Raw genomic sequence first — 19,550 nt, forward strand, 5'->3', positions numbered from 1 at the left:
GTCTGTTCCTTCAGCACGTAGCGGGCAACATCCTGGCCCTTTGGGTGTGAAGGAGCTTAGCGTTTGATTGCTGAACGTCCAGCCGCGACGGTCGGATTGACCGGTCGTGCGAGCAAACGTCGAGTGATGCCCAGCATTCCCACGGACACCGCCACCCCCGGGGCAAATGCATTCATGCCCATAGTGGGCAAGGCCAGCGCCAACACCAGGCAAAACGCCGCGAAGGAATACATGCCGGTGGCGGTAGCGCGCAGCAGGGCGGCCGTAAATGCCGGGCCGCGGGTCTGCTGGGAAAATACCGCCATCACGCTGCCCAACACCGGGAACACCGCGAGCAGACCGCTCCAGCCTTCGCCGACTGTGCGGGCCAGCAGCGTGACCGCCAGTGTCAGCAAGGCGCCGGCAATCATGCGCAGCAGCAGTTTGTCGGATTTGGGCGCAGGACCCGACACGATGGGCTGTACCTTTGGAAACAGGTACGGCGCCGCCAACAGTGCGGTGCTGGCCGCGATCACCGAAAACAGCAGCGACGGCGGAACCTGCGAGAGCACCACCGCCACGCCGGCCCAGACCAGTAGTGAAATCGTCAGCGCCCACGGCCAGCCCTTCTGTTGAGCGACCTGGGCATAGGTCACGCAGAAGGCAATCATCGCGAACATCGCGGATAACGCCGCCATCGCGGACTGAGCGGCGAATGCCTCGCCTTGTTCAATGGCGAGGAAGAACAGAATCGGCCCCACCACCACCGGCAATCCCGACAGCCAACCGGCCACGCTGGGGCCCCAGCGTTTGCCCGCGAGGGAAATCAGCAAGAGAAATCCGGGAATCACCAGCAGTTTGAGCATCAGCACGCACGCGTCTCCGACCTGAGTGAGGCGGCAACGTTAGCATTGCGGGCGACAGATTGCTCTATAGATTGTCGTATTTTGTATACAAAGTTGCTGGCCCTTGGGTGTGTCGGGCGAAACGTCTAAGCTGCTTGCCTCCCACCTGTTTCTGGATGTTTGTGTGAAATTCAGTTTGCCCAAAGTCGCCACCGCGCCGTTTTGCCCGCCGGAAGTGGCCGGCAGCGTTGCGGTTGACCCGAACGCGTCATTCTTTAAACGGGTCCTGCGCTTTGCCGGGCCTGGCTTGCTGGTGTCCATCGGCTACATGGACCCGGGCAACTGGGCCACGGCCATCGAGGCCGGCTCGCGATTTGGCTACAGCCTGTTGTTCGTGGTGCTGCTGGCGAGTCTGGCGGGGATGGTGGTGCAGTGTTTGTGCTCGCGCCTGGGCATCGCCACCGGTCGAGATCTGGCGCAACTGTGCCGCGAGCGCTACAGCACGCGCACGGCGCGGACTCAATGGCTGTTGGCGGAAATCTCGATCATCGCCACCGACCTGGCCGAAGTGCTCGGCTGCGCGCTGGCGTTCCATCTGCTGCTGGGCTGTTCGCTGACCTTCGGCATCGCGCTCACCGCGTTTGACACGCTACTGGTGCTGGCCCTGCAAAACCGTGGTTTCCGTCGCCTGGAGGCGATCATGCTGGTGCTGGTGAGCACCATCGGCGTGTGTTTCTTCGTCGAGTTGCTGCTGATCAAGCCGTACTGGCCGGACGTCGCCCGTGGCTTTACGCCGTCACTGTCGGCCATTGCCGACGCTGCGCCGCTGTACCTGGCCATCGGCATTCTCGGCGCCACGGTGATGCCGCATAACTTGTACCTGCACACCTCGATCGTGCAGACCCGAATGATCGGCAAGGACCTGGCCAGCAAGCAGGACGCGGTCAAACTGGCGCGCATTGACACCATCGGTTCGCTGGCGTTGGCGCTGCTGGTGAATGCGGCGATTCTGATCCTGGCGGCGGCCGCGTTTCACCAGAGCGGGCACACCGATGTGGTGGACATTCAGGACGCCTATCACTTGCTCGATCCGTTGGTGGGTGGGGCGCTGGCCAGCGTGTTGTTCGGCGTGGCGTTGCTGGCGTCGGGGCAGAGTTCGACCTTTACCGGGACCATCGCCGGGCAGGTGATCATGGAGGGGTTTCTGAACCTGCGGATTCCCTGCTATCAGCGCCGGCTGATTACCCGGGGACTGGCACTGATCCCGGCGTTTATCGGCGTCTGGCTGATGGGCGATAACGCAATCGGCAAGCTGCTGGTGTTGAGTCAGGTGGTGTTGAGTCTGCAGTTGCCATTTGCGCTGTATCCGCTGATACGCATGACCAACGACCACAAGCTCATGGGGCCGTTGGTGAATCAATGGCCGACGCGGGTGTTGTCGTGGGGGTTGTTCGTTGTGATCAGCGGGGCGAACAGCTGGTTGATCCTGCAGTTTTTGGCTTGACCGAACGGGCCTGCCCCGGCAATGGATCTAAATGCCAAACAAAAAAACCGATGCGAGGTGAATCGCACCGATCATTCCCACGCTCTGCGTGGGAATGCCTCAACGGACGCTCCGCGTTCGGCTGTAAAGGGGACGCGGAGCGTCCCGGGCGGCATTCCCACGCGGAGCGTGGGAACGATCTGGCGCTGTCACCCGATCAAAAGGCTTACGCTCTTTCAATCGCCAGGGCCACGCCCTGACCACCGCCGATGCACAGTGTGGCGAGGCCTTTCTTGGCGTCGCGCTTGATCATTTCATGCAGCAGGGTCACCAGCACCCGGCAACCCGATGCACCAATCGGATGGCCCAAAGCGATGGCGCCGCCGTTGACGTTGACCTTGTTCAAGTCCCATTCCAGGTCCTTGGCCACGGCCAGCGATTGCGCGGCGAACGCTTCGTTGGCTTCGATCAGGTCCAGTTGGTCGATGGACCAGCCGGCCTTGCTCAGGCAGCGGCGAGTGGCCGACACCGGGCCGATGCCCATGATCGCCGGGTCAACGCCCGCGTTGGCGTAAGCGGCGATTTTCGCCAGCACCGGCAGGCCGAGTGCCTTGGCTTTTTCCGCGCTCATCAGGATCACGGCGGCGGCGCCGTCATTCAGCGACGAAGCGTTACCGGCGGTCACCGAACCGTCCTTCTTGAAGGCCGGTTTCAGTTTGCCCAGCGCTTCGGCCGTGGTGCCGGCGCGTGGTTGTTCATCGGTGGCGAAGGACAGCGGATCGCCCTTGCGCTGCGGGATCAGGATCGGCGTGATTTCATCAACAAAACGCCCGGCTTCGATGGCGGCCGTGGCTTTCTGCTGCGAGGCCGCGGCGAAGGCGTCCTGTTGCTCGCGCGTCAGGCTGTACTTCTCGGCCAGGTTCTCGGCGGTGATGCCCATGTGGTAATCGTTGAACGCATCCCACAGGCCGTCGCTGATCATGGTGTCGACGATTTGCGCATTACCCATGCGCAGGCCGGTGCGTGCGCCGGGCATAACGTAATTGGACAGGCTCATGTTTTCCTGGCCGCCGGCAATGATCACGTCAGCGTCGCCGCAGCGAATCGCCTGAGTGGCCAGGTGCAGCGCCTTGAGGCCCGAACCGCAGACCTTGTTCAGGGTCATGGCCGGTACGGTGAACGGCAGGCCGGCCTTGATCGCGGACTGGCGTGCAGGGTTTTGCCCGGCACCGGCGGTCAACACCTGGCCCATGATCACTTCATCGACTTGCGCCGGGTCGAGCCCGGTCTGCGCCAGCAACTGACGGATCACCGCAGCGCCCAGGTCAACGGCGGACACACCGGCCAGCGAACCCTGGAAACTACCGATGGCGGTACGGGTGGCGGCAACAATAACGACGTCTTGCATGGAATGATTCCTCACTGGGCAGCGAACTGCATTTCCGGAACGTGATCCGGCACGATCAGTTTACCGGCAGTCTTGGCGACGATCTCTTCAACGCTGACACCCGGTGCACGTTCCTTGAGAATGAACGCGCCGTCCTTGATTTCAAGGTAAGCCAGGTCGGTCAGCACACGTTTGATGCAGCCGGCGCCGGTCAGTGGCAGGCTGCATTTGGACAAGAGCTTGGATTCACCGTCTTTCGAGGCGTGGGTCATGATGACGATGATGTTGTCCGCGCCGGCCACCAGGTCCATGGCGCCGCCCATGCCCTTGACCAGCTTGCCGGGGATCATCCACGAGGCGATGTTGCCTTCGACGTCTACTTCGAAGGCGCCCAGCACGGTCAGGTCGACATGACCACCGCGAATCATCGCGAAGGATTCGGCCGAGGAAAAGATCGACGCGCCAATGCGTGCGGTCACGGTTTGTTTGCCGGCGTTGATCATGTCGGCATCGATGGTTTCTTCAGTCGGGAACGGACCCATGCCGAGCAGGCCGTTTTCCGACTGCAGCATGACTTCCATGCCTTCGGGAATGTAGTTGGCGACCAGGGTCGGAATGCCGATGCCCAGGTTCACGTAGAAGCCGTCCTGCATTTCGCGGGCGACGCGTTGAGCCATTTGTTCGCGGGAAAGTGCCATTGTTGTTATTCCTTCATTCGGTCCGGGGGCAGGGGATCACTTACGCACGGTGCGCTGTTCGATGCGCTTCTCGAACGTGCCGCAAATGACCCGATCGACGTAGATGCCAGGGGTATGGATCTGCGACGGCTCCAGCTCGCCGGGTTCGACGATTTCTTCGACTTCGACCACGGTGATCTTGCCGGCGGTGGCGGCCAGCGGGTTGAAGTTTTGGGCGGTGTGGCGGTAGATGACGTTGCCGAAATGGTCGGCTTTCCAGCCTTTGACGATGGCGAAGTCACCGGTGATGGATTCTTCCATCAGGTACTTGCGGCCATGGAATTCGCGCACTTCCTTGCCTTCGGCGACCGGGGTGCCGACGCCGGTGGCGGTGAAGAACGCCGGGATGCCGGCACCGCCTGCGCGCATTTTTTCGGCCAGGGTGCCTTGCGGGGTCAAGACGACTTCAATTTCGCCTTTGAGCAGTTGGTCTTCGAACAGTTTGTTCTCGCCGACGTAGGAGGCCACCACTTTGCGGATCTGCCGGTCTTCCAGCAGCACACCGAGGCCGAAACCGTCGACGCCGCAGTTGTTGGAAACCACGGTGAGGTCACGGGTGCCCTTGCGCTTGATCTCGGCGATCAGGTTTTCCGGAATGCCGCACAGGCCGAAGCCGCCAGCGATCACGGTCATGCCGTCTTCAAGACCTGCCAGAGCTTCCTCGTAGGAACTCACGCGCTTGTCGAAACCTGCCATATGCACCTCTTTTATTCTTGATGGGCGGCTGGCTAGCCGTATGGGGTAGGAGTGTCTCGCCGAAGGATTTATTTGTTAAGTTGATTTTTAAGGTTGATTGATTCATAAAACTCAACAAATAACTGCCTTTCAACTTACAGCTTAGAGCTTGTAGCTTACAACTGGAGCGAAGCGACTATGACCGCCAAGCAGATCCGCGCATTCCTGGCCGTGGCCCAGAGCCTGAGCTTTGCCGTGGCGTGCGAGCGGTTGCACCTGTCGCAATCGGCGTTGAGCCTGACCATCAAGGCGCTGGAAGAAGGCCTGGGCGGACGGCTGTTCACCCGCAACACGCGCAACGTGGCGCTGACCGCCGAAGGCGAATCCCTGGTGCCCCTGGCGCGCCGGTTGATCGCCGACTGGGACAATGCCGAGGATGAGCTGCGCCAGCGTTTCACCTTACAGCGCGGTCGCGTCACGCTGGCGGCGATGCCGTCGTTTGCCGGAAACCTGCTGCCGCCGATCCTCAAGACCTTTCGTGCGCGGTATCCGAAGGTCAACGTCACGGTAAACGATGTGATCAACGAGCAGGTGCTGGAAATGGTGCGCGACCGGCAGGTGGAACTGGGGGTGGCGTTCGAGCCGACGCAGAGTTCATCGCTGGCCTTCACTCCGTTGTACATGGACCGCTTCGTGGCCGTCGTGCCGCAGGATTCGCCTTTTGCCGATATGGAAGATATCGACTGGCAGACCTTGCTCAAGGAGCCGTTTATTACCTTGCAGCGACCGTCGACGGTGCGGGTGATGCTGGAAGAACACTTGCAGGCGCGGGGCATGAAGTTGCCGGTGGAGTTTGAAAGCCATCAGTTGGCGACGGTGGGGCGGATGGTGGCCAGCGGGTTGGGCGTGAGCGCGGTGCCGGCGTTGTGTGCCGGGCAGATGCGCGAACTGGGCGCACGCTGCATCACCTTGCGCGACCCGGTGGTGGAGCGGGCGATCGGGGTGCTGACCAAACCGGGGATCGAGCTGTCGGCGGCGGCGCAGGCGTTGTTCGATATCCTTAAAGCTGAAAATCTGGGCGCGCGCCCGTAACTGATCGTTCCCACGCTCTGCGTGGGAATGCAGCCCGTGACGCTCCGCGTCACATCAAGAGCCGAACGCGGAGCGTCCGTTGAGGCATTCCCACGCGGAGCGTGGGAACGATCAGAGGTTGAATCAGGAGGCGAGGCGCTGGGCCAAGAGCGGGAGTAGCTGTTCGCACGATCCTTCAATCTTCATATCCAGAAGATCATCCGCCCGGGTCTTGCCCAGATTGATCGCAATCAACGGCTTCCCCTGATCCGCCACCGCCCGGCACAACCGGAACGCCGAATACGCCATCAGCGATGACCCCACCACCAACAATCCCGCCGCCTGTTCAACCGCCGCCATTGCCTTGGCCGCTGTCGCTTGCGCGACGTTCTCGCCAAAAAACACCACGTCCGGCTTCATCCGCTCGCCTGCGCATTGCGGACAATGCGGCACCTGGAACCGCGCCTCGAACGCCGCATCCAGCAGCGTGTCGCCGTCCGGCGCCTGAACTGCATCGACCCCGGCCAGATAGGGGTTTTGTGCCTCCATCAGTTGCTGAATCGAATCCCGCTCGCTGCGTTGCCCACAATCCAGGCACAGCACCCGGTGCAGGCTGCCGTGTAACTCGATCACGTCATGGCTGCCGGCCTGGTCATGCAAGGTGTCGACGTTCTGGGTGATCAAGCCGCTGATCTGCCGGGTGTTCTGCAAACTGGCCAAGGCTTCGTGGGCCACGTTCGGCTGCGCCTGGCGCACGCGCGGCCAGCCGAGCATCGCCCGCGCCCAATAGCGTCGCCGCGACTCCGGGGCCGACAGGAATTCCTGATACATCATCGGTTGCCGGCCACGCCGTACGCCCTGATTGTCGCGGTAATCCGGAATGCCCGAGGGAGTGCTGATGCCGGCGCCGGTCAGGACCATAAACGGCTGGTCGACCATCCATTGCTGGAGTCGGTCGAGTTGTTCGCGGATGGGGCGGTCGAGCATGTTCAACACTCCGGGGGGCTTGAGTGTCTGCAGGGTAGCATTTGCCGATCATCGCCCGGACAGGTTGCCTGTCCGGGCGATGATCGGTTCTTTATTTACGCGCCTCCAGAATCAGGTTGAACGGCGTTTCCGTGGCTCGCCGGAAGTGCTTGAACCCCGCGTCGGTGAAGACCTTGCGCAACCGTGCCTCGCCGGCCTGGGCGCCGAGCCCCAGGCCGACTTCTTGCGACAGCGAGTTCGGTGTGCAAATGAACGTCGAGGCGGCATAGAACAGCCGGCCGACCGGGTTGATATTGTCGTCGAGCTTGTCGTTGGCGAACGGTTCCACCAGCAGCACCGTGCCGTCCGGTTTCAGCGCGTCATAGGCGTGTTTCGCTGCGCCGACCGGGTCGCCCATGTCGTGCAGGCAGTCGAAATAGCAGACCAGGTCATAGTCGTTGCCGGGAAAGCTTTTTGCCGTGCCCTGGAAGAACCGCGCACGTCCGCCCACGCCACCTTCTTCGGCGCGCTGGGTGGCGACGGTGACGGAGGGCGCGTGGTAGTCGAAACCGACGAACCGCGAGTTCGGGAACGCCTGGGCCATGATCACCGTGGAAGCGCCGTGGCCACAGCCGATGTCAGCGACTTTGGCACCGGCCTCCAGTTTGGCAACGACGCCTTCGAGGGCCGGCAGCCACTCGTCGACCAGGTGTGCTTTGTAGCCGGGACGGAAGAACCGTTCGGTGCCGCTGAACATGCACGGATGGTGATCGCCCCAGGCCAGGGCGCCATTGCCACGCATGGCGTTGACCAGTTTGTCCTTGTCATGGAAAAACGATGCAACCACCCCGACACCGCCCGCGATATAGACCGGCGAGTCCTCGATGGCCAGCGCCAGCGCTTGTTCTTCGGGCAGGCGGAACTGGCCGCCTTGATGCTCCATGTAACCGGATGCGGCGTGGGCGCTGAGCCATTCGCGCAGCAGGCGGGTGTTGCAGCCGGTTTTGTCGGCAAGTGCTTCGGGGGTGATGGGCTGACTGTCGGCCATCGCGCGGTACAGGCCGAGTTCTTCGCCGAGGATGACGTTGGCGAGCATTGCCGCGCCGCCCATGTCACCCACCAGTTTGCCCATAAAATCATTGAGTCTGGCCTCGTCCATCACATGTGCTCCTTCAACAGGATCACGGTCCAGAGGCAAGGCGGGTAGAGGCATTCACCTCTGGGCGGTGGTCGTGGGATTGAACAGGGCGAGCAAGCTCGTCCTGCGTGCAGTAAGTTTAGTTCGCGGGCCGCGCGCCGCCGCCTTGAGCGACGAAAGCTCACATTCCCCCGCAACTTCGGCTTGACGCTGAACCCTGTGGGAGCGGGCTTGCCCGCGATGAGGCCAATGCATCCAACATATTTTTCGCCAGACACACCGCCATCGCGGGCAAGCCCGCTCCCACAGGGTTCATTGGTGACCTGAAGGGGCGTGTGTATCGCACTGTATCCAGCCGCCGCCCCGATACATTCCGCTGCATTCCCCGCTACCTCCGAACACAGACCAGATACAAACCCGCGATGAACTGTAAAGGCTGTTCAGCGCCCGAGAAACGGGGCTGTCGAGGCACTTTCATGGTCGTCGCATCAGGCGACCGTCTTCGCTCGTGACTCCGTCAAGGGGACAATAATGACCACGCTCCTGCCTGAAACCGAACAGAAACCCGTCCATCGCCTGCGCGTCGATCAGTACACCAACGGCCTTATAGGCCCCAGCCAGCCGATGCTCGGCCCTCTGGCTGACGGCGGCACCTTGATCACCGGCACGCCGCCGGGCTGCTGGGGGCCGATGATTACGCCGGCCTTTGAGGGCGGCCACGAAGTGACCCAACCGGTGGCCATCGCCGGCGCCGAGATCGGCGACGCCGTGGCGATCAAGATCAAACGCATGCGCGTCACGTCCTTGGCGACCTCGTCCGGGGTCATGAGCTTCGTCGAGGGCCGTTACAACGGCGACCCGTTTGTCTCGAAATTCTGCGCCAAATGCGGCACCGAGCACCCGGCCAGCCATGTCGAAGGCATCGGTGAGGACTCGATTCGCTGTAACCACTGCGGCGCCGAAGTCAGCGCGTTTCGCTTCAGCCACGGTTATGTGATCGTCTTCGACGCGCAAAACCAGGTCAGCCTGACCGTCAACCAGGACATCGCCAATCAACTGGCCGGCAACGCGTCCGAAATGTCGGCGTTGCCGGAGTTCGCCGCCCAACACTCGATCCTGTCCCTGGCCCGCGCCGACATCCCCGGCGTCGCCGCCCACATGCGCCCGTTCCTCGGCAACATCGGCACCACGCCGTCGCGTGATTTGCCCGACTCGCACAACTGCGCCGATTTCGGCCAATACCTGATCAATGCACCGCACCGTTTCGGCATGACCCGCGAAGAACTGCACGCGGCCAAGACCGACGGCCACATGGACACCAACTCGATCCGCGAAGGCTGTGTGCTGATCTGCCCGGTAAAAGTGCCGGGTGCCGGCGTTTACATGGGCGACATGCACGCCCAGCAAGGCAACGGCGAGATCGCCGGACACGCCACCGATTGCTCCGGGGAAACCGAAGTGGTGGTGGAGGTGGTGAAGAATCTGACGCTGGAAGGGCCGATCCTCCTGCAAAACCTCGACGACCTGCCACCGATGGCCCGGCCGATGAACGCCGAGCAACGGCAGAAAGTCCGCGAACTGGGCGAGCGTTGGGGCCAGCACGACATAGAGCAGAGCGGCCCGATTACTTTCATCGGCAGCGGCGAGAACCTCAACGTCGCTGTCGAGAACGGTTTGAAGCGCGCAGCGTCGGTCACCGGCTTGCCGTACGACGAAGTGCTCAACCGCGCGACCATCACCGGCTCCATCGACATCAGCCGCTTGCCCGGCACCGTCCGCGTGACGTTCCTGTGCCCGATGCACGTCCTCGACCGCATCGGCATCGGCCATCTGGTGCGCGAGAAATACGACCTGGCGTAATGCCTATCGACGGGTCTGTACCGAAGTGTGTACAGACCCGTCCTCGATACATCCGCCACGATTTTCTGCCGCACCGGAACACAGTGCCGATACACCGCTTCGGTTAACTGTGAATCCGTTCCGGCCACCCGTGAGATCGACAGCATGCAAACCCCCATCACCTCAGCGAAAGCGACCGTCGGGCTGGGCCTGCGTCGCGGATTAATGAAGGACCTACAGGCAGCCCGGGCCGGCGATTTCGATTTTCTGGAAGTCGCGCCAGAGAACTGGATCGGCATTGGCGGCGCCCACGGTCATGCACTGCGAGCCTTGGCCGAGCGCTTTCCATTGTCCTGTCACGGTTTGTCCTTGTCCCTGGGCGGGCCGGCGCCGCTGGACGTCGGGTTTCTTCAGGAAGTGCGAGTGTTCCTCGATCACTACAACGTGCCGCTGTACAGCGAGCACCTGAGTTATTGCGGCGACGACGGTCACCTGTATGACCTGTTGCCATTGCCGTTCACCGAAGAAGCGGTGCACCACGTTGCCGCGCGGATTCGCCAGGCCCAGGACATTCTCGGTCGGCGCCTGGCGGTGGAAAACGTCTCCTATTACGCCGCGCCGCAGCAGGACATGGACGAGGTGACGTTCACCAACGCGGTGTTGCGCGAAGCCGATTGCGACCTGCTGCTCGACGTCAACAACGTGTACGTCAACTCGATCAATCATGGCTTTGATCCGCAGGCCTTTCTGGCCGGCATCGATTCGGGGCGGGTGGTGGCGATGCACGTGGCCGGGCACTTCGATGAGTCGGACAGCTTGAAAATCGACACCCATGGCGCTTCGGTGAAACCGGCGGTCTGGTCGTTGCTGGCCGAGGCGTATGCCCGGTTTGGCGCGCAACCGACGTTGCTGGAGCGGGATTTCAATTTCCCGGCGTTCTCTGAACTGGTCGCCGAATTGCAGACCATTCGCCGCTTGCAAACAGAGGGGGTGAACCGTGGATAAGCCCAGTCTGTTTCAACAGCAAACGGCGATGGGGCTTTACCTGCGAGACCCCGATCACTGCGCGCCGCCCGGTGAAATGAACGCCGTACGGGCGCAGGTTTACCGTGAGCTGATCTTCGCCAACCTGTCGTCGCTGCTTAGCGGCACGTTTCCGGTGCTGATCAAGATTCTCGGTGATGAACACTGGCGCACGCTGGTTCGGATCTTCCTGCGGGACCACCGCGCACGCACGCCGAAGTTCGGCGAAATCGCCCAGGAGTTCGTCGAGTTCCTGGCCTCTGGACCGCAGGCATTGAGAGAGGACGAGTGGCCGCCATTTATGGTCGAGCTGGCGCATTACGAGTGGGTCGAAATGGCGTTGCAGCAGTCCGAAGCCGAGCCATTGGCGCCGAGCGACGTCGGTCAGCTCCTGGAGCGGCCATTGCAAGTGTCGCCGCTGGCCTGGCCGTTGGCCTATGCGTGGCCGGTGCAATTGGTGGGGCCGGATCATCAGCCAGACATTGCACCGCCTCAGCCAACGTTATTGTTGGTGCGTCGGGCAGAAGACTGGAGTGTGAAGTTTTCCGAACTGAGCCCGTTGGCATGGCGCTTGTTGCAGCGGATCGAAGAATTTCCCGAGCTGGATGGGCGGGCGCAGCTGGAAGGTCTGGCGGCAGAGGCGGGGGCCGCTGGATCACAGGCTTTCATGGAGAGTGGCGCGGCGTTGTTGCGGCAGATGCATGGGGAAGGAGTCGTGGGCGTGACTGCCTGAATGAACACAATCCCCCAAACACCCGAGAACCCCTGTGGGAGCGGGCTTGCCCGCGATGGCGGATTATCAGCCAACATCAATGTTGGATGTGCCAGCCTCATCGCGGGCAAGCCCGCTCCCACAGGGATTGGTGGTGTCTGTTTTATTGAGCGGAGAAAAAATACCGCGTCAGGTGAAAGAAGATCGGTGCCGCAAAGCAGATCGAATCCATCCGGTCCAGCATGCCGCCATGCCCCTTGATCATGGTTCCCCAGTCCTTGGCGCTAAGGCTGCGCTTGATTGCCGACATGACCAGTCCGCCCAGAAACCCCATCACCACAATCACCAACGACATCAACAGAGACTGCCAAAAGTTGAATGGTGTCATCCAGAACATGCACCCGCCAATCAGCGTCGCTGACAGTCCGCCGCCCACCAGGCCTTCCACGGTTTTCGACGGACTCACCAGCGGCGCAACCTTGTGCTTGCCAAAGAGCTTGCCGAATACGTACTGCAGCACGTCACTCATCTGCACGACAAACACCAGGTAGAACAGCAGCAGCGCGTTCTGGCCCTTGAAGCCCTCCAGGTCCAGCAGCAACAGGGCCGGCGCGTGACTGATGCAATACACGCAAATCATCACCCCCCACTGAATCTTGGCCGCCCGTTCCAAGAAGGCGTCGGTGTCCTGGCTCAGCACCGCAATCGCCGGCAACAGCAGGAAGGCGTACACCGGAATCAACAGCGTGAACAGCGAATACCAGTGCGTGCCGATCAACACGTATTGCAGCGGAATCAGAATGAAAAACGCCGAGAACAACGCGTTGTGGTCGCCCAGCCGTGTCGGTGTCAGGGTGATGAATTCCCTGAGTGCGAACAGGGAAATGAAGCCGAACAGAATGACCGTCGCGTTCCCGCCCAGCAGGTAGGATACGAAGAAGATGATGACCATTCCCCACCAGGCGTTGACCCGCTGGTTGAGGTTCTCGATGGTCGACATCGAGCTTTCTGATTTAGCGCGGCTGGCCAGGATCCGGCCGATGATCGAGGCGATCGCCAACAGGCCGGCGATGGCGCCGAAGAACCACAAAAACTTTTGGTCAAGATTCATTCTGCCAACCTCACAATCGCATCACGCGCCCGGTCCAGAAACTGCTGTTTTTCCTCACCGTCGATCCGTTGCATCGGGTCGCCGATGCGGATCGTGCAGATGATGGGCAACGGCACGTGTTTGCCTTTTGGCATGGAGCGATGCAGGTTTTCCAGGTAGATGGGCACCAGGTCGACCTCGGGGAACGTCTCGGCCAAGCGGTACAGACCCGATTTGAAAGGGCCGGGCAACGGCTGGTTGCCGCGCGTGCCTTCCGGAAAAATGATGATCGAATGACCGGCGCGCACCACATCGAAAATCGGCTCGAGCACGTTGACGCCGGGCGCTGGATTTCGCTCGATCAACACCGCATTCAGGCCTTTCTGCGAGATGTACGACAGAAACGCGTTCTTGCCCCAATAGTCGGCGGCTGCCACGGGTTTCACGTTTATCCGGGCTTCGGGCGGCAGGGCCGCGATGATTGCCAGGGTGTCCATGTGGCTGGTGTGGTTGGCGAAGTAGATGCGCTGGCGCGTCAGGTCCGGCGGGCTTTCCCATCGGGCCGTGACGCCGATGAGGAATCGAAGGACCGAAATCAGTGCGTTACTGATCCACATGGGCGTTCTCCTTGAGCTGACGGGAGATGGCCAGGGTGCGCGTGACACAGGTCGCGGCCGATCCGGCGGCGATCACGATCAGTGCGATCAACAGGCTGTAGTGAGTGCCATAGAGGCTGGTTTCGATTGCATTGAGCACCAGCGCGCCGGTCATCACGGCCATTCGATGCTGCTTGGCCATCGGCCCCATGAAGCTCTGTTTCAAACCGATCGAGCCACCAAATACCCGCACGTACGCCGTCAGCGCAGCGGCCAACGCTGCGAACCAGCCCAGGTCGGCATGCCCGATGGCATACCCGAGGGCGATGATCAGCAGGCTGTCGGCAATGCGGTCGGGGAATTCGTTGTAGAGGCTGCCGATGTCGGATTTCCTGCCGCCCTCGATCGCCACCATCCCGTCGAAGAGGTTGCACAGCAAGCGCAATTGAATGCCCACCGCGCAAATGATCGAGCCGACAAGGCCGTTATCGATGTTCAGCGCCACTGCGCCAGCGAGCGCAAAGGCGATGCTGGCGACGGAGATCTGATTGGGGGATATGTCTCGTTTCACCAAAAGGTCGGTGAGGTGTTTTGCCCAGCCCGCAGAGCGCGTCTTGATGGGCCTTCTGTTGTCGTCCATTTGCCAATATCCATATAGGTGTCAGTTGCTATCGGGAGCAGCACAGCGGCGCGTTGCGCGACTGTGTCCGACACTATAGAGGCTATCCTTCGCCCTTGTGCCTGTTTACTGACTGACAGGTCGAAGCGGCAACTTCAACTCCGCACACAATCCGCCGCCCTCACGCTGACTCAAGGTCAACGATCCGCCGATGGCCAATGCCAACTGCTGGGCAATCGCCAGGCCCAAACCGGTGCCGCCTGTGCTGCGATTGCGTGAATTCTCCACCCGGTAAAAAGGCTCCATCACATGGGCCAGTTCCTCTTTGGCAATGCCGGGACCGCGGTCCATGACCTTGACCGACAGGTTGCCGTTTTTTGTTTCTACCCACAGTTCAGCCGCCCCGGCAAACTTCAGCGCGTTGTCCGTGAGGTTCACCAGGACCCGGCGCAATGCATGGGGCCGGGTGTCGATCACCGCGCCACTTTTGCCATTGAGCTGCACGTCCTTGCCCATGTCCTGATAGTCGAACACCAGGCTGTCGAGGAACGAATCGAGGTCGGTGCGGCGGCTTTCTTCGGTGGCGCCGTGAACGCTGCGGGCATAGGCCACGCCTTCGCGCACCAAGTGTTCCATTTCACCGAGGTCGTTCCACAGTTTGTCTTTCTCGCTGGAGTCGTCCATGAACTCGGCGCGCAGTTTCATGCGGGTGATCGGGGTTTGCAGGTCGTGGGAAATCGCCGCCAGCAGTTGCATGCGCTCCTTGAGGTACGCCGCGATACGCGCCTGCATCGAATTGAAGGCGATGGCGGCATGGGCGACTTCGGTCGGGCCGTTTTCATCCAGCAGCACCGCGTGGGTGTTGGGGTCGAGGTTGTCCACGGCCTGGGCGAGGCGGGTGAGGGGACGGATAGCGATTTTCACGGCCAGCCAGGTGCAGAGAATCATCAGTGCCAACTGGCCCAGCAGCACGACGGGCAGCCACGGCGACAGCGGCACCATGGATGGCCGGACGTCGATGGTGACCGGGCTGCCGTCCGCCAGTTTCAGGTGGACCTGAAAGTGCTTTTGCGGACCCGGGATGTCAGTCACGTTCATCGGGTAATCCTTACCGATGGCGTCCTTGATCGATGTCATTGCCATGGGCGTGTCGCGCATGCTGGTGCCCGGCGAGCCTTCATTGAGCAAATAACGGTAATTGCGCCGATCCAGTTGTTTCAGCCAGCTCGCCCGTTCTTCGGCGGGCAAGCGGTCCAGGATGGCGATGGACGTTGAGACGTCGGTTTCCAGATTGCCCAGCATGGTGTTTTTCGCGCTTTCGTAGCGCTCGTAATACTGCGCGCCGAAGGACAGCGCCTGCGCGAGGATCAAGCCGATCAGGAAGATCAGCGACAGTCGCGAGGCGAGGGTGCGTGGCCAACGAATTGCCAGCTTCATGAAGGCGCCCCGAGCACTTCCACCGGCAGCGAAAACACATAGCCTTCGCTGCGCACGGTCTTGATGTACGCCGGTTCGCGGGCATCGTCGAGCAAGCGCTGGCGCAAGCGGCTGACCAGCAAGTCGATGGAGCGGTCGAACAAGTCGGCGTCGCGGCCTTGGGTCAGGTTGAGGAGCTGGTCACGATTGAGCACCCGTTGCGGGTGATCGAGAAACACCCGCAGCAAACGGTATTCGGCACCGCTGAGCGCAACCATGGTGCCGTCTTCGTCGAGCAGGTGGCGGGCCGAGGTGTCCAGGCGCCAGCGTCCGAAAGCCAGCAGACGGCCGCTTTCAGTGACCACCAGGTTCGGCGGCAGCATCCGCGTGCGGCGCAGCACGGCGTTGATACGCGCGAGCAGTTCACGGGCGGCGAACGGCTTGACCAGGTAATCGTCAGCACCCATTTCCAGGCCGATGATGCGGTCGGTTTCATCGTTGCGCGCGGTCAGCATCAGCACTGGCGTGGCCTTGTGTTTACCGGCGCGCAATTCGCGGCAGAGCAGCAGGCCATCGTCGCCCGGCATCATGATGTCGAGCACGATCAGGTCAACCGGCGTGGTTTCGAGAAAGGCGCGCATCTGGCGCCCGTCGGCGACGACGGTGGTGCGCAAGCCGTTCTTCTTCAGGTAGTTGCCCACCAGCTCGCGGATCTCGCGGTCATCGTCGACGATGAGAATGTGATCGACATGTTCCATGGAGCCAAGCCTCTATCAATGGGGGATGTCACGCAGTCTATCGAGCCTTTGCCCGCTCGCCCGCAGCCCTTTGTATTGCAGTGTATCTGCCGTGGCGACGGATACACGCAGACGCAAAAACGCTCGTTTTCAGTGGTTTTGTATCGCTCTGTATCAGGGGCGGGCTTTGATACGCAACGATTTACACGCGCCTGTTTTCGACACAGACGAGATACCTCGCAGGCTTCTAATAGGTTCCATCGAGGCACTCCAGACCGCCTCGGCCCAGATGAACGACCTATCCATTGAAGCCATGAGGAAACCATCATGAATACCAAAGCCATCTACGCCGCTTGCCTGTTTGCCGCCCTGAACATCTGCACTTTGGCGGCCCGCGCCGAAGCTGCCGATGTCACCGCTAAAACCTACACCTACGGCACCCACCTGGACATCAAGAAAGTGCTGTCGTTGAAACAGGACGCCACGCCTTCCTGCGGGATCGTCAATGCCCAGATGACCTACCTGGATTCCCACGACAAAACCCAGGTACTCGATTACAGCAAATTTGCCGATGGTTGCACCACCGACAACTGAGTCCTTTGCCAATCCCCTTTGAAACAGGAAGAACATCATGATCAACGTCACTCGCTATTTGACCGCTGTTGCCTTCTCCATTGCCGGTGCGGCGGCCCATGCCAATGTCGCTGTCGAACAGAAAACCTGTGGCAGTGCCACGTGCTTCCAGCTGACGCCGGTGGCGGAGCAGGCCGGTAATGCCTTCCTGGCACAGGACGGTTCGAGCCGTACGCCGCAGGGTCAACAGCTGGATGACCAGACGGCTTGAGGCCCGGTCACTGTTTTGCGCCCACCGCCAATCCCCTGTGGGAGCGGGCTTGCTCGCGAAGAGGCCAGTACATTCAACATTGATGTCGACTGACACTCCGCCTTCGCGGTCAAGCCCGCTCCCACAAGGATCGGTGGGAATCGGCACCCCCCCCACATGTTTAGGTGATCCCATGTTTCTCATCGCGTTCCTGGGCGGCATATTGACCGTCCTCAGCCCCTGCATCCTGCCGGTCGTGCCGTTCCTGTTCGCCGGTGTCAAACGCACACGCTCATCGATCTTGCTCACGCTTGGCGGCATGGTCCTGACCTTCGCCCTGATCTCCAGCCTGGCCGTGGTCAGCAGCGAATGGGTGGTGCGAGCCAACAACACCGGCCGCCACATCGCCCTGATCGTGATGGGATTGTTCGCCCTGTCGCTGATTTCCGCCCGTGTCGGTGACTGGCTGGCCCGTCCGTTCGTGGCGTTGGGCAATCGCCTCGACCCGGACACCCGCAAAATGTCCGGCCCCTTGAGATCGGTGATGATTGGCGTGGCCACCGGGCTGCTCTGGGCACCCTGTGCCGGGCCGATCCTTGGGGTGATTCTTACCGGTGCCATGCTGCAAGGCGCCAATGCGCAGACCAGTCTGTTGCTGCTGGCGTACGGCCTGGGCAGCGCGCTGTCCCTGGGCACCTTGATCTTCGCCGGTCGCGGCCTGGTCAATCGCTTGAAAGCATCGATCCCGGTCACCGGTTGGCTGCGTCGGGGTGCCGGTGTGGCGGTGTTGGCCGCTGCCGCGGTGATTTCCACCGGCGCCGACAAAACGCTGCTGGCCGGCACCTCGTCCGAAGGCGTCAGCAGCCTGGAGAAAGGTGTACTGGAAAACGTGCCGAAAGTGGTCGACTACTTCGTCAGCAAGGTCAAGGCCGATACGTCCATGGACAACGCCCAAGGCGCCATGCCGTCGCTGTCCGGCGCGGTCCAATGGCTCAACTCGCCAGCCCTGAGCAACGATTCCCTGAAAGGCAAAGTGGTGCTGGTGGACTTCTGGACCTTCGACTGCATCAACTGCCAGCACACCTTGCCGTACGTGAAGGACTGGGCGAAGAAATACGAGAAGGATGGCCTGGTGGTGATTGGCGTCCACACCCCCGAATACGGTTTCGAACGCATCATCGATAACGTCAAGGATCAGGTGAAAAAGCTCGGCATCACCTACCCGGTGGCCATCGACAACAACTACGCGATCTGGCGTGCATTCGACAACCAGTACTGGCCCGCTCACTACCTGATCGACGCCAAGGGCCAGGTGCGTTACACCCACTTTGGCGAAGGCAGCTACGAGACTCAGGAAAAGATGATTCAGCAACTGCTGGAAGAGGCCAAGGCACCTGCCGCGTAACCCTCGATATCAATGGCTCACAGGCAGCACGCCGTGGGCCATTGGTTTTTTCTCCTGACTGCGGCGCCATGCCGCCGGTGGCGCGCCGTACTCACGACGAAAGGCCCGGCTGAACGCCGTGTCGGTCTGGTAACCCACTTCTTCGGCAATCCGCATCAACGAACTGTTACTGCTGCGTAACAGGTTGGCCGCCAGCAACATGCGCCATTGCGTCAGGTACTGCATTGGCGAGCTCCCCACCAGACAGGCAAAGCGCTCCGCCAACACCGACCTGGACGTGCCGGCGGTGCGCGCCAGCTCCTCCAGGGTCCAGGCGTGACAGGGCTTTTTGTGCAACGCGTTGAGGGCAGCGCCGACGATCCGGTCGCTGACACCCGCCAGCCATCCGGTCCGACCTTCACCGTGTTCGTTCATGTACAGGCGCAACACCTCGATGAACAGCACCTCGGCCAGTTTGGCCAACACGCCTTCACCACCGGGCCTGGGCGAACGCGCTTCGGCCAGCGCATAACGCACCGAAGATTCGAGCCAGATACCCGCATTCGAGCCGCGCACATTGACCCGTACAACCGTCGGCAACCCCGTCAGCATCAAGCCCGCCAGCCGCTTGTCGCACGCCAGGTAGCCGCACACCAGGCGTGTCACCGCGCCGCCACCGCCATAACTCAGTTGCCGGGGACGGCGCGCCAGCACCACGTCCAGCCGCGCACCCGTGGCCGGTGCAAGCCCGGGTTTGGAGCTCATGCGATGTGCGTCCCCTTGGGGAAACACCACCACATCGCCGGCCGTCAGCAGCAGCGGCGGCTGATCATCGAGCTCGACGTAGCACTCGCCTTCAGTGATCAAGTGAAAGATCACCACGCGCTCGGCGCCGGGCTCCAGAAACGGCGCGGCCGTGTCGGCGCTGGGCGACTGATAGCACCAGGGCGCAGTGAACCTGGCATTGATGAAAATCGCGCCGACCAGGCGCACGACACGCAGGGTCTGGGACAGGGCATCCATGACGGTT

The 19,550-nt window shown here is 61.5% G+C and carries 20 protein-coding genes; 8 read left to right on the top strand and 12 right to left on the bottom strand.

Annotation, left to right across the window (positions count from 1 at the left end; genetic code table 11):
- Positions 1-56: 56 nt before the first annotated feature.
- Entirely contained in the window at positions 57-851 is a 795-nt protein-coding gene (locus tag HNR03_RS14425; protein WP_259154254.1) for a hypothetical protein, read from the bottom strand.
- A gap of 157 nt (positions 852-1,008) precedes the next feature.
- Between HNR03_RS14425 and HNR03_RS14430 the strand changes: the two genes are divergently transcribed.
- Positions 1,009-2,328: an Nramp family divalent metal transporter gene (locus HNR03_RS14430; RefSeq protein ID WP_259154255.1), complete on the top strand. Its 1,320-nt coding sequence runs from the start codon at positions 1,009-1,011 to the stop codon at positions 2,326-2,328.
- Positions 2,329-2,533: 205 nt separating this feature from the next.
- On the opposite strand, the gene HNR03_RS14435 is transcribed toward HNR03_RS14430, so the two are convergent.
- The 3 genes from HNR03_RS14435 to HNR03_RS14445 are packed head-to-tail and all read right to left on the bottom strand — an operon-like array spanning position 2,534 to position 5,127.
- On the bottom strand, positions 2,534-3,715 hold the full coding sequence (locus tag HNR03_RS14435; RefSeq protein WP_222585996.1) for an acetyl-CoA C-acetyltransferase: 1,182 nt from the start codon (positions 3,713-3,715) through the stop codon (positions 2,534-2,536).
- Between the two features lie 11 nt (positions 3,716-3,726).
- On the bottom strand, positions 3,727-4,392 hold the full coding sequence (locus HNR03_RS14440) for a CoA transferase subunit B (protein ID WP_090182831.1): 666 nt from the start codon (positions 4,390-4,392) through the stop codon (positions 3,727-3,729).
- Between the two features lie 36 nt (positions 4,393-4,428).
- Positions 4,429-5,127, bottom strand: coding sequence for a CoA transferase subunit A (locus HNR03_RS14445; RefSeq protein ID WP_017338017.1), 699 nt, complete (start codon positions 5,125-5,127; stop codon positions 4,429-4,431).
- A 177-nt stretch (positions 5,128-5,304) separates the two neighbouring features.
- Here HNR03_RS14445 and HNR03_RS14450 point away from each other — a divergent pair, with 177 nt between their 5' ends.
- Positions 5,305-6,198, top strand: a complete 894-nt coding sequence (locus HNR03_RS14450) for a LysR family transcriptional regulator (RefSeq protein ID WP_259154259.1) — start codon at positions 5,305-5,307, stop codon at positions 6,196-6,198.
- Between the two features lie 123 nt (positions 6,199-6,321).
- On the opposite strand, the gene HNR03_RS14455 is transcribed toward HNR03_RS14450, so the two are convergent.
- Entirely contained in the window at positions 6,322-7,164 is an 843-nt protein-coding gene (locus HNR03_RS14455) for an NAD-dependent protein deacetylase (RefSeq protein ID WP_259154260.1), read from the bottom strand.
- A gap of 91 nt (positions 7,165-7,255) precedes the next feature.
- Positions 7,256-8,302 carry a class I SAM-dependent methyltransferase gene (locus HNR03_RS14460; protein ID WP_259154263.1) on the bottom strand — a complete coding sequence of 349 codons (1,047 nt, stop codon included), beginning with the start codon at positions 8,300-8,302 and terminating at the stop codon, positions 7,256-7,258.
- A 510-nt stretch (positions 8,303-8,812) separates the two neighbouring features.
- Between HNR03_RS14460 and HNR03_RS14465 the strand changes: the two genes are divergently transcribed.
- The 3 genes from HNR03_RS14465 (at position 8,813) to HNR03_RS14475 (ending at position 11,876) form a co-directional block, all read left to right on the top strand.
- Complete coding sequence (locus HNR03_RS14465; protein ID WP_259154264.1) at positions 8,813-10,141, top strand: acetamidase/formamidase family protein; 1,329 nt, start codon at positions 8,813-8,815, stop codon at positions 10,139-10,141.
- A gap of 144 nt (positions 10,142-10,285) precedes the next feature.
- Positions 10,286-11,125 carry a DUF692 domain-containing protein gene (locus tag HNR03_RS14470; protein WP_259154265.1) on the top strand — a complete coding sequence of 280 codons (840 nt, stop codon included), beginning with the start codon at positions 10,286-10,288 and terminating at the stop codon, positions 11,123-11,125.
- The gene (locus HNR03_RS14475) at positions 11,118-11,876 is read left to right on the top strand and encodes a DUF2063 domain-containing protein (RefSeq protein ID WP_259154266.1); all 759 of its coding nucleotides are present in this window, start codon (positions 11,118-11,120) and stop codon (positions 11,874-11,876) included. Before HNR03_RS14470 ends, HNR03_RS14475 begins: the two co-directional genes overlap by 8 nt.
- 142 nt (positions 11,877-12,018) lie before the next feature.
- On the opposite strand, the gene HNR03_RS14480 is transcribed toward HNR03_RS14475, so the two are convergent.
- The 5 genes from HNR03_RS14480 to HNR03_RS14500 form a co-directional block, all read right to left on the bottom strand.
- Positions 12,019-12,966 carry a phosphatidate cytidylyltransferase gene (locus HNR03_RS14480; RefSeq protein ID WP_222586003.1) on the bottom strand — a complete coding sequence of 316 codons (948 nt, stop codon included), beginning with the start codon at positions 12,964-12,966 and terminating at the stop codon, positions 12,019-12,021.
- Positions 12,963-13,562 (bottom strand): 1-acyl-sn-glycerol-3-phosphate acyltransferase, encoded by a 600-nt coding sequence (locus tag HNR03_RS14485; RefSeq protein WP_259154267.1) that lies wholly within the window; start codon positions 13,560-13,562, stop codon positions 12,963-12,965. The genes HNR03_RS14480 and HNR03_RS14485 overlap by 4 nt, the downstream gene beginning before the upstream one ends.
- Positions 13,549-14,181: a CDP-alcohol phosphatidyltransferase family protein gene (locus tag HNR03_RS14490; RefSeq protein WP_310504505.1), complete on the bottom strand. Its 633-nt coding sequence runs from the start codon at positions 14,179-14,181 to the stop codon at positions 13,549-13,551. Before HNR03_RS14490 ends, HNR03_RS14485 begins: the two co-directional genes overlap by 14 nt.
- Before the next feature lie 105 nt (positions 14,182-14,286).
- The gene (locus tag HNR03_RS14495) at positions 14,287-15,597 is read right to left on the bottom strand and encodes a HAMP domain-containing sensor histidine kinase (RefSeq protein WP_222586006.1); all 1,311 of its coding nucleotides are present in this window, start codon (positions 15,595-15,597) and stop codon (positions 14,287-14,289) included.
- Entirely contained in the window at positions 15,594-16,334 is a 741-nt protein-coding gene (locus HNR03_RS14500) for a response regulator (RefSeq protein WP_222586007.1), read from the bottom strand. The genes HNR03_RS14495 and HNR03_RS14500 overlap by 4 nt, the downstream gene beginning before the upstream one ends.
- A 306-nt stretch (positions 16,335-16,640) precedes the next feature.
- Here HNR03_RS14500 and HNR03_RS14505 point away from each other — a divergent pair, with 306 nt between their 5' ends.
- The 3 genes from HNR03_RS14505 (at position 16,641) to HNR03_RS14515 (ending at position 18,541) form a co-directional block, all read left to right on the top strand.
- Complete coding sequence (locus tag HNR03_RS14505) at positions 16,641-16,907, top strand: DUF2790 domain-containing protein (RefSeq protein WP_222586008.1); 267 nt, start codon at positions 16,641-16,643, stop codon at positions 16,905-16,907.
- A 37-nt stretch (positions 16,908-16,944) separates the two neighbouring features.
- Positions 16,945-17,157, top strand: coding sequence for a hypothetical protein (locus HNR03_RS14510; protein WP_259154269.1), 213 nt, complete (start codon positions 16,945-16,947; stop codon positions 17,155-17,157).
- 172 nt (positions 17,158-17,329) lie between these two features.
- A complete protein-coding gene (locus tag HNR03_RS14515; protein ID WP_259154270.1) occupies positions 17,330-18,541 on the top strand; it encodes a cytochrome c biogenesis protein DipZ in 1,212 nt (403 codons plus the stop codon).
- A gap of 9 nt (positions 18,542-18,550) precedes the next feature.
- Here the strand turns inward: HNR03_RS14515 and HNR03_RS14520 are convergent, their stop codons facing one another.
- Complete coding sequence (locus tag HNR03_RS14520; protein ID WP_259154271.1) at positions 18,551-19,543, bottom strand: AraC family transcriptional regulator; 993 nt, start codon at positions 19,541-19,543, stop codon at positions 18,551-18,553.
- Between the last annotated feature and the right edge of the window lie 7 nt (positions 19,544-19,550).

It is taken from the genome of Pseudomonas sp. JAI111, assembly GCF_024809425.1.
Classification (GTDB): Bacteria; Pseudomonadota; Gammaproteobacteria; order Pseudomonadales; family Pseudomonadaceae; genus Aquipseudomonas.

Bases quoted from the DNA above. Each gene is read 5' to 3' on its own strand.
- HNR03_RS14460 (WP_259154263.1), bottom strand. From the start codon at position 8,302: ATGGACGAGGCCAGACTCAATGATTTTATGGGCAAACTGGTGGGTGAC.
- HNR03_RS14515 (WP_259154270.1), top strand. From the start codon at position 17,330: ATGTTTCTCATCGCGTTCCTGGGCGGCATATTGACCGTCCTCAGCCCC.
- HNR03_RS14470 (WP_259154265.1), top strand. From the start codon at position 10,286: ATGCAAACCCCCATCACCTCAGCGAAAGCGACCGTCGGGCTGGGCCTG.
- HNR03_RS14505 (WP_222586008.1), top strand. From the start codon at position 16,641: ATGAATACCAAAGCCATCTACGCCGCTTGCCTGTTTGCCGCCCTGAAC.
- HNR03_RS14480 (WP_222586003.1), bottom strand. From the start codon at position 12,966: ATGAATCTTGACCAAAAGTTTTTGTGGTTCTTCGGCGCCATCGCCGGC.
- HNR03_RS14450 (WP_259154259.1), top strand. From the start codon at position 5,305: ATGACCGCCAAGCAGATCCGCGCATTCCTGGCCGTGGCCCAGAGCCTG.
- HNR03_RS14520 (WP_259154271.1), bottom strand. From the start codon at position 19,543: ATGGATGCCCTGTCCCAGACCCTGCGTGTCGTGCGCCTGGTCGGCGCG.
- HNR03_RS14465 (WP_259154264.1), top strand. From the start codon at position 8,813: ATGACCACGCTCCTGCCTGAAACCGAACAGAAACCCGTCCATCGCCTG.
- HNR03_RS14500 (WP_222586007.1), bottom strand. From the start codon at position 16,334: ATGGAACATGTCGATCACATTCTCATCGTCGACGATGACCGCGAGATC.
- HNR03_RS14435 (WP_222585996.1), bottom strand. From the start codon at position 3,715: ATGCAAGACGTCGTTATTGTTGCCGCCACCCGTACCGCCATCGGTAGT.
- HNR03_RS14440 (WP_090182831.1), bottom strand. From the start codon at position 4,392: ATGGCACTTTCCCGCGAACAAATGGCTCAACGCGTCGCCCGCGAAATG.
- HNR03_RS14495 (WP_222586006.1), bottom strand. From the start codon at position 15,597: ATGAAGCTGGCAATTCGTTGGCCACGCACCCTCGCCTCGCGACTGTCG.
- HNR03_RS14485 (WP_259154267.1), bottom strand. From the start codon at position 13,562: ATGTGGATCAGTAACGCACTGATTTCGGTCCTTCGATTCCTCATCGGC.
- HNR03_RS14455 (WP_259154260.1), bottom strand. From the start codon at position 7,164: ATGCTCGACCGCCCCATCCGCGAACAACTCGACCGACTCCAGCAATGG.
- HNR03_RS14490 (WP_310504505.1), bottom strand. From the start codon at position 14,181: ATGGACGACAACAGAAGGCCCATCAAGACGCGCTCTGCGGGCTGGGCA.
- HNR03_RS14510 (WP_259154269.1), top strand. From the start codon at position 16,945: ATGATCAACGTCACTCGCTATTTGACCGCTGTTGCCTTCTCCATTGCC.
- HNR03_RS14445 (WP_017338017.1), bottom strand. From the start codon at position 5,127: ATGGCAGGTTTCGACAAGCGCGTGAGTTCCTACGAGGAAGCTCTGGCA.